The organism is Kitasatospora sp. NPDC058406 (assembly GCF_042722765.1).
GTDB lineage: Bacteria > Actinomycetota > Actinomycetes > Streptomycetales > Streptomycetaceae > Kitasatospora.
The window spans coordinates 1-7,420 of record NZ_JBHXKE010000343.1; the positions used below are offsets into that span (position 1 = coordinate 1).

The 7,420-nt window shown below is 73.9% G+C and carries 5 protein-coding genes; 2 read left to right on the forward strand and 3 right to left on the reverse strand.

Annotated features, from left to right (window positions below):
* Window positions 1–3: 3 nt before the first annotated feature.
* The 3 genes from ACFWOG_RS37855 to ACFWOG_RS37865 all read right to left on the reverse strand — a co-directional run bounded on the left by ACFWOG_RS37855 (window position 4) and on the right by ACFWOG_RS37865 (window position 3,612).
* Window positions 4–1,218, reverse strand: coding sequence for a hypothetical protein (locus tag ACFWOG_RS37855; RefSeq protein ID WP_380364015.1), 1,215 nt, complete (start codon window positions 1,216–1,218; stop codon window positions 4–6).
* 357 nt (window positions 1,219–1,575) lie between these two features.
* Window positions 1,576–2,502 (reverse strand): ABC transporter substrate-binding protein, encoded by a 927-nt coding sequence (locus ACFWOG_RS37860; RefSeq protein ID WP_380364017.1) that lies wholly within the window; start codon window positions 2,500–2,502, stop codon window positions 1,576–1,578.
* A 321-nt stretch (window positions 2,503–2,823) separates the two neighbouring features.
* Window positions 2,824–3,612: a DivIVA domain-containing protein gene (locus ACFWOG_RS37865; RefSeq protein WP_380364018.1), complete on the reverse strand. Its 789-nt coding sequence runs from the start codon at window positions 3,610–3,612 to the stop codon at window positions 2,824–2,826.
* A 580-nt stretch (window positions 3,613–4,192) separates the two neighbouring features.
* Between ACFWOG_RS37865 and ACFWOG_RS37870 the strand changes: the two genes are divergently transcribed.
* On the forward strand, window positions 4,193–5,011 hold the full coding sequence (locus tag ACFWOG_RS37870; RefSeq protein ID WP_380364022.1) for a DeoR/GlpR family DNA-binding transcription regulator: 819 nt from the start codon (window positions 4,193–4,195) through the stop codon (window positions 5,009–5,011).
* Between the two features lie 61 nt (window positions 5,012–5,072).
* Window positions 5,073–7,420 (forward strand): ATP-binding protein (locus tag ACFWOG_RS37875; RefSeq protein ID WP_380364020.1); only part of this gene is annotated, 2,348 nt, incomplete at its 3' end.

Below are 7,420 nucleotides of genomic sequence, written 5' to 3' on the forward strand. Positions count from 1 at the left end.
GTGTCAGCGCTTCCAGACGGTCGCACGCCAGGTCGTCGCGTTCCCGGCGCCGTCGGTGCCGACGGCGACCCCGGCGATCACGCCGGCGTCGTTGATCGCGGAAGCCGAGCCGTAGGGGCCGAGGGGAGACGGCGGCAGCGGGACGACCGTACCGTCGGGCTTCCACAGCAGGGCCTTGTCCAGCGCCGCGTTGCCGACCGGCGGCCACGCGTAACCGACCGCCGTCCCAAGGTTGTTGATCGCCAGCGCCTCGCCGGCCGCTTCCGCCGGATTGGCGAGAACCGTCCGCGTGCCGTTCGCGTTCCACCGGGCCGGGTCGCCGTTCGGGGAGTCCTGCAGCGAAGCCCCCACGGCGGTGGCCGCCCGGTTGACGTCGTATCCCCGCCCGCGCCCGGCGTCGCGGACGGTGCCGTCGGCCGCCCACACCAACACCCGGTCGTACTCCGTGCTCCCGGCAAGCCGCCCGTGACCGAGGACGACGCCGTTGTCGGTGATCTGGCTCGTCCGGGCCCCGACGAACCCGGCCGGGAGGGGCAGTGCGCTCACGACACCCGCCGCGTTCCAGCGCACGGGGTGCGCGGGGCCACCGGCGCCGTCGCGCTGCTCGGTCCACCCGACCACCGTGCCCGCGTTGTTGATCGACGTCGCGGTGCCGCTGCTGTCGCCGGGCAGCACGGGCAGGTCGGTCCTGCTGCCGTCGGACCGCCAGCGCAGGGGGTGGGAGCGGTAGTCCTCCTCGTAGGCGTCGCCGACCGCGACCCCGGCGTTGTTGACGGCCGACGCGTTGCCGCCGCGCGACCCGCCGGGAAGCGCCAACCGCGTCGGGGTGCCGCCCGGTGTCCAGCGGACGGGGTGGAAGGCGGGCAGGGCGTCGTAGGACAGGCCGATCACCCATCCCGCGTCGCTGAGCGCGGTCGCGCGGCTGTACTTCTCACCGGGCAGCGGCGCGAGGCGGGTGTAGCCGGGGCGGCCGGCGTTCCACCGGATCGCGAGCGGCCCGTCGGAGCCCTCCACGTAGTACTCGCCGATGACCGTGCCGCTGCTGTTCAGCCCCTTGGCGAGGCTGTGGATCGCTCCCTGCGGGATCGGGAGCAGCCGTGAGGCCGGCAGCAGTTCGGAGGGCTCGGCCACCGCGACGGGCGCCGAACCCAGGAGGAACAGGGCAGTTGCCGCCGCGGCGGCGAAGGTTGCAGGTCGGGGAACGCGCAAGCGGGCCATCCGGACACTCCTGTCTCGTCAATGACATTGACGCGCAAGGGCATGGGTGTGGGGTCTGTTCCAGGCCGGCAGGGAACCCGCGCTGCAGTTCAATTTTTCCGATTCTGTTCACCGGTTGGCAGCTTGATCTCCGAAACGACTGGATTCGTACACCCGTTCACCTTGCTCCGTGCCACCCGCCGTCCGACGCGTCCGCCCCGTCCCGCGGGCGGGCCCGGTCTCCGGGTGACGGCGCCCCAGCAGCAATTCCTGCCCCACGGCGGCGGTCACGTCGGGGCGTTCGGCGAGCACCCTCGCCCGCCCGTACACAGCGGGAGACCGCAGCGGCTTCCGGCCACCCGCGCGACGCCGCTCGGGTCACAGACCTCCGTTGATCGCGGCAGCCTGGGCGGCGCCGGCGCTGACGTCCCACTTCGCGAGGATCGTGTCGTACTCGCCGCTGCGCATCAGCTGGTCCAGTCCCTTCACCACCGCGTCGCGCAGAGCCGTGTCGCTCTTGTTCAGCGCGATCCCGTACGGGCTGGACTGTGTCTGCATGCCCGTCACCTCGAAGCGGTTGCCGTCGTCGGTGGTCCTGGCCGCGTACGCCGCCACCGGCAGGTCGTTGAAGTCGGCCACCGCCCTGCCGGCCGCCACCTCGGCGAGGGCCTGGCTGTCGTCGTCGAAGCGGCGGACCTGCAGCGGCTTGCCCCGCCGGTCGCAGGCGGCGACCTGGCGGCCGACGATCTCGTCCTGGGTGGTGCCACGCTGCACCGCGACCGTGTGCCCGCAGATGTCGTTCAGCGTCCGGATCCCCTTCGGGTTGCCCTTCTTCACGATGATCGAGGTACCGGCGATGAAGTAGTCCACGAAGTCCACGCCCGGCCCTCCGGTCGGTATGCCGTCCTCACCGAGCGCGTTGCGGCGCTTGGAGGTGTCGCTGATCCCCGACATCGCCACGTCGAACTCCCTGGCGTTGACGCCCGGGATCAGTTTCTCGAACGGCGTATCGACGATCTCGACCCGCAGACCGAGGACCTTCCCCAGGGCGTAGGCCAGGTCGGGGTCGAGGCCGTCCGGCCTCCCGCCCACACCGCGGAACGCCACCGGCGGGTAGTTCAGGTCGGAGCCGATGCGCAGCACCCCGGCGGCCCGCTGCGCGGCGGGGACGGCCGCCTGGACCTTGTCGACGGCGCTCTTCGGGGCGTCCGTGCCGGCACACGCGGTGAGCAGCAGGGCCGAGGTGGTGGTGAGGGCGGCCGGCAGGGTCCGGCGGTGGGGGAACAGGCAGGAGAGATGTCGCACGACGGGTGCTCCTCTGCTGGGCGGGGCGGCGCGACCGGCATCCGCGAGGAGTCGGAAGTGGCCGGGAACGGGATCCTCCCATCCGGTTCGGAGGTGACCGGCGGCAGGCGTGTCACGATCTGCTATCGGTTGACCGTGCCCTGGGGCTCCCCAGGGTGCCCGCCGGGTCGGGGGCAGGATCGTGTCGGTACCGGCAGGGTGCCCGAGGTGACGGTGCAGGTACAGGTCTTTCGCGGTCGACACGAGGGGCGTACGCGCGTCACACGCGCCCGGGTCTTCCCGACATGTCCGGGGCATCGACCGGGGCGGTCGACCTGCGGCTCAGCGGGCCGGGTGGCGGTGCACGGCGGCGCGGTGGACCGTGGCGGCGACCCTTTTGAGAAGCAGGCCCGGGATGGGGGTGTTCACGGAGTGCGGCAGGGCGGTGACCGGCGGGTCGGCCGCGCCCGGTGGTGGGTCGGCCGGCGGGCGGGGGCGGACGGGGTGAAGGTCCGCCGCCGCAGGCCCGCGCTCGACCGCGGTGGACCCGTCACCGGTAGGCGGCCGGAGTCTGCGCAGTTGCTGCTCCAGGTAGCTCCTCCGCCGGTGGTGCTGTTCGGATTCGAACGACCGCAGACCCTGGATCCCGGCCTCAAGAGCGCTCCGGGTCGCCTCCAGGCCGCCGATCACCTCCTGGATCCAGGCGCGGGTGTCGTGTTCCAGGGCATGGGCGCCGTCCCGTGCGGCGCCTTCGACGGCCTCGGCGCGGGCGCGGGCCGCGGCGATGACGCTCCGGGCCTCGGCGCGGGCACCTTCGACGGCCCGGTCGGCGATCCGCTGAGCGAGTTCGAGGGCCCGGGCGGCCTCCTCGGCGCCGTTCGGGGCACGGCGCTCGGTCTGACGCGGAGACGGGAGCACCGGGCCGGGCGTGCCGGTGCTCGCCCCCGTGGCTGCGGGGCGCAGGAGCGCCGCGGCGATGGCGGCCCGCAGGTGCTCGTTCTCGTTCGACAGGCGGACGAGCTCGGCTTCGGCGCGGTCGAGGAACTCGTCGACCTCGCCCTCGTCGTAACCCTGGCGGAGACGGACGGTGCTGAAGGTGCGGGCGCGGAGCTCGGCAAGGGTCAGGGGCATGGGGCGACCTCAACTGTCGGCGTACCGGGTGGCCCGCTCGCGCCCGGCGCCTTCGACGAGACGGCGGACGGCGGGCTGCGGGCGGACTGCGGGAGCGGGGCATCGGCGCGGGCATCGGTGACCGGGCGCCGGATGCGGGCGAGGCGCGGCAAGCGGCCTCGCGAACGGCGGCCGTGGGTGTACGGATTGCCGTTGCGCGCTTTCTATCCGCTCTGCGCGCGTCCCGTCCAGGGGTATCGACAGGTTTTGTGCTTTTGCCCGAATCGCGGACCGGCGGCGCGCCGGGCCCCTGCTCCGAGGCCGCCGGCGAACCCGGGAGGGCGGGCACCGGACAGCCGGAACGTCGCACCGCGCGCCTCGGCGATCCGGCCCGAACGCCCGAGACGCGGGCATGGCCGGCCGTGCACGCCGGGGTGCGGCCCTTCCCGCTCGCACAGGGTTGTCCGTTGTTTCATGTTCAACTATGGTGGCGACCGGACGGGCGCGATCCACCACGTTCGCCCCCCAGTCCCGTGAGTCGTGGTGCTTTCCTGCGCCGACCGTGGTGGCCGCCGGCAGCGGCGTGGAAAGTCGGAGTGAGATCGTGGAGGACACGGGGCTGCTGGCGCCGCAGCGAAGGGCGCTCATCCTCGACCGCGTACGCCGTGACGGCGCGGTACGCGTGGCGGAGCTCGCCGACCGGTTCGGCGTCTCCGACATGACCGTGCGCCGGGACCTCGAAGCCCTCGCCCGCACCGGCGCGATCGAGAAGACCTACGGCGGAGCCGTCGTCAGCACCCTCGTCGAGGAACCCGACTTCGAAGCCAAGTCCCGGCTGGAACCCTCCGCCAAGGAAGCCCTCGCGAGCGCCGCCGCCGCACTCGTCGAACCCGGAAGCGTCGTCGCCGTCGGAGCGGGGACGACCGCCTACGCCGTCGCCCGGCAACTCCTCGACATCCCCGGCCTCACCCTGGTGACCAACTCCCTCCCCGTCGCCGACCTCGTCCGCACCGCCGCGGAGAACGGCAACGGCAACGCACCCGTCCTGCTGCTCACCGGAGGCACCCCCACCCCGTCGGCCGCACTCGTCGGCCCGCTCGCCGACCAGGCCATCAGGTCCCTGCACACGGACACCCTGATCATCGGCGCACACGGCGTCTCCGAACGCGCCGGCCTCACCACCCCCAACCTCGCGGAGGCCCAGACCAACCGGACCCTGATCGCCTCGGCCCGCAGGGTGGTCGCCGTCGCCGACCACAGCAAGTGGGACGTCGTCGGCCTCAGCGCCTTCGCCACGCTCCCCGAGATCGACTGCTTCGTCACCGACGCCGAACTCGCCCCCGCCGCACAGGCGGTGCTGAGCGAGACCACCGGGCGGCTCGTCCTCGTACGGACCTCGCCCCCGGCCCCGGCAACCTGAACGGACGCGCCACCGCGCCCTTGATCCTTCCCGCTGCCGACGCGGTGCTAGGGTGCCCTGAATGAGGCAGTACAGCCCGTCCCGTCCTCCGTGGAAACTGCCGGTTCGATGGGAGCTGGGTGTGCACGACCTCGGTGGTGAACCGCCCCTCCCCGGGGCACGGGAGTCCTCCTTCGCAGGACGTGCCGCGGAACTGCGGACACTGCTCGGCTCGGTGTCCGACGTCCGCCCGGCGGTGGTCCTGGTGGAGGGGGAGGCCGGGATCGGCAAGTCGCGGCTGGTCGCGGAGGCCACGTCGGTCCTCGCCGACCGCGGCCTGCGAGTCCTGACGGGCGGCTGCCATCCACTGCGCGAGCCGCTGGCGTACGGGCCGGTGATCGACGCGCTGCGCCGGGTCGGACCGTGGCTGCCGCCGGCGGAGCGACTGGGCGCGTCGACGGGCGCCCTCGCACCGCTGCTGCCGGACCTCGCCGGCGCCCTGCCCCCGGAGCCGCCACGAGTGGAGGCCGGGACCTCCGGGGCCGGTGTGCAGCGGTTCCGGGTGGTGTCGGGGGTACGGACCCTGCTGGAGGCGGTGGCACCGGCGGTCCTCGTGGTCGAGGACGTCCACTGGGCGGACGAGGCCACCCGGGAACTGCTGCTCCTCCTCGCGATGGACATGCCGACGGACTCGGCGCTGGTGATGACCTACCGGGCGGAGGAGCTCCCGGCCGGCCGGCCGGTGCTGGGGGCACCGTTCCGACGCCCACCCGGGACGGGCGGCGCGGAGATCCGGCTCGGCCGACTGGGCGAGACCGAGCTGAGAACGATGGCCCGGGACCTGCTCGGCGGCGAGCCCGCGCCGGAGCTGGTGCGAACCCTGCTCGAACGCAGCGGCGGCCTGCCGCTGGTGATCGAGGAGGACCTGCTCACCCTCGCGGACTCTCCCGCCGGCACCGACCCGGGCGCGCTGCGGGTGCCGCGAAGCCTCAACGAGGTACTCGCCGAACGGCGAGCCCGGCTGGGCCCGGACGCAACCGCACTGGTGGACGCCGCCGCGGTCCTGGCCGTTCCCGCCGGGGAGTCACTGCTCGCCCTGTCGGCGGGCCTGGACGAGGACCGCACCGCCGCCGCCCTGCAAGCCGCGACGGCCGCCGCCGTGCTGCGTCAGACCGGCCCGGACACCTACACGTTCGCGCACGTCCTCGCCCAGGAGGCGGTCTACGACTCCCTCCCCGGACCGGTGCGCCACCGGAACCACCGGCGGGTCCTGGCGGCACTGCAGACGCTCGACCCACCGCCGCTGGTGCAGATCTCCCACCACGCCCGCGCCCTGGGCGACCGGGCGGCCTGGCTGCCCCGGGCCCAGGAGGCCGCCGACCAGGCCCTCGCGGTCGGCGACCACGGCACCGCCGCCGCACTGCTCCAGGAGATCCTCGACCAGCCCGGCCTCACCCCCGAACAGCTCAGCCGCGCGGCGACCGCCCTGGCCTTCTCGGTCGCCGCCGGCACGCAGTACACCGCCACCACCGCCGCCCTGCGCCGGATCATGCGGCTGCCCGGCCTGAGCGCGCCGGTCCGCGCAACGATCAGGACGAGTCTGGGCGCCATCATGATCTACCGGGGCGGTGAATTCTCCGGCGAGGAGGAAGTGCTGGCCGCCCTGACGGAGGCGGGGGACAGCGATCCGATCGCCGCCGCCAGGCGGCTGGCCCTGCTGGCCCTGTCGGAGACGGGACGGTTCGCCCTCGCGGAACAGCGGGCCATGGTCGAACGGGGCCGCTCCCTCCTGGCCGCTCACGAGGACCGCCAGGCCCGGGCGATGCTCGACCTCGCGCAGATGACCCTGCTGAGCACCGCCGCCGACCCCGCGGTCCCCGCGCTGCTGGCGGCGCTGCCCCGCGAGAGCACCGACCTGCAGGTACTCCAGAGCACCGCGATGATCGTCTGCGGCTCCGCCGGCCGCTCGATCGCGGTCGGGAACGACGCCCGGGCCGCCGCCGCCATCACCGGGGCGAGGGCCATGGCGCCGGCCAGTCGGCTACCCATGGTGGAGCTCTACCTGGACTGCCATCAGATCATGGCCGACTGGCAAGCCGGGCGCTGGGACGACGCGGAACGTGGCCTCACGGCCTTCCAGAAGCGCTACCCCCGGAGCCAGGTGGGCTCCGGCGGGCTGTCGGCCACCGTGCGCGGTCTCACCGCCGCCGCCCGTGGGCGCACCGCCCAGGCCGCCGCCGAGTTCGACGAGGTGCTCACCCGGGGTCTGCACCTGGACTCGCTCGCCGCCGCCGCCGGCGCCGCCCGCCTCCACCTCAACCGCGACGACCCCCAGGCCGCCTGGCGGGCTCTGACCGACCCGCACGACTTCCTCGCCTTCCTCGACCGCAAGGAGGCCTGGGCCCACGCCTGGGACCTCGTCCCCACCGC